This is a genomic window from Xanthomonas sp. SHU 308 (assembly GCF_000364645.1).
Classification (GTDB): Bacteria; Pseudomonadota; Gammaproteobacteria; order Xanthomonadales; family Xanthomonadaceae; genus Xanthomonas_A; species Xanthomonas_A sontii.
Genome location: NZ_AQOK01000518.1, coordinates 1 through 1,217 on the forward strand (window position 1 = coordinate 1; position 1,217 = coordinate 1,217).

At 67.4% G+C, this 1,217-nt stretch carries 1 protein-coding gene; it reads left to right on the forward strand.

The genetic code is table 11. From position 1 onward, the window contains the following. A partial coding sequence (locus tag D588_RS0115515; protein ID WP_017916637.1) for a VacJ family lipoprotein occupies positions 1-926 on the forward strand: 926 nt, incomplete at its 5' end. Positions 927-1,217: the final 291 nt, after the last annotated feature.

Here is a 1,217-nt window from a genome sequence, read left to right on the forward strand (position 1 = left end):
CGACCGCGGACAGCGCCACCGGCATGGACACCGGCGCCGCGCCGGCATCGGCAAGCGCGCCTGCGGCGATGCCGCCGGCGAGTGCTGCCCCGGGCACCGCGTCGGCCAACGGCACGCCGACCTCGGCCGAGGACGACTACGCCGCGCTGTACGGCGGCGACCCGTACAACCCGGTCGCCGATCCGACCCTGCCGGAGGGCGTGCCTGCACCGCAGAGCTACGATCCGTGGGAGAAGTTCAACCGCAAGGTGCATGCCTTCAACAACGTGGTCGACCGCGGCGTGGCGCGGCCGCTGGCACGCGCCTACGTCAACGTGGTGCCGCGGCCGGTGCGGTTGGGCGTGACCAACTTCTTCGACAACCTCAGTTCGCCGCTGACCATGGTCAACCAGCTGCTGCAGGGCCGTCCGCTGCAGGCGGGGCAGACCCTGAGCCGGTTCCTGATCAACAGCACGCTGGGCATCGGCGGCATCTTCGACCCGGCCACCGACGCCAACCTGCCGCGGCGCAGCGAGGACTTCGGCCAGACCCTGGGTGTGTGGGGCTGGCGCCGCTCGCGCTACCTGGAACTGCCGTTGTTCGGCCCGCGCACGGTGCGCGATGCGTTCGGCCTGGTCGGCGACGCGCCGCTGTCGCCACTGCAGCAGATCGAGGAAGACCGGGTGCGCATCGGTCTGCAGGGCCTGCAGTTGGTCGACACGCGCGCGCAGTTGCTGTCGCTGGACAGTCTGCGCGACCAGGCGCCGGACGAGTACCAACTGACCCGCGATGCGTGGCTGCAGCGCCGCAACTATCAGATCGAGAGCGACATGCGCGGGCACAAGCGTCAGGACGACGATCTGCCGGCCTATCTGCGCGAGGAAGAAACCAATCCGACGGTGCCGGTGGATGCGATGCCGGTCCCGGAGTGGCGCGGCGGTCGCTGAGTCGCCTGCACTTAGGCAGCACAGAAAACCCCGGCTTCGGCCGGGTTTTTTGTGCCTGAACTTTTTTGCCATCGCGCACAGTAGCAGCGCAGAGTGGAATGGCTGCTGGATTGCGGCGGGTGATGCCATATTTGCAGCGGACGTCGACATGCCGTCGCTTCGCTCTTGCTTTGGCTTTGCTCTTGCTTTGGCTTTGCTCTTGCTTTGGCTTTGACTATTGCTTTTGCTGTTGATTTACCTGGGTCCCCTCGGAGCGGCAGCCGCGGCGGGCGAATACCCGAAGGGCGACGC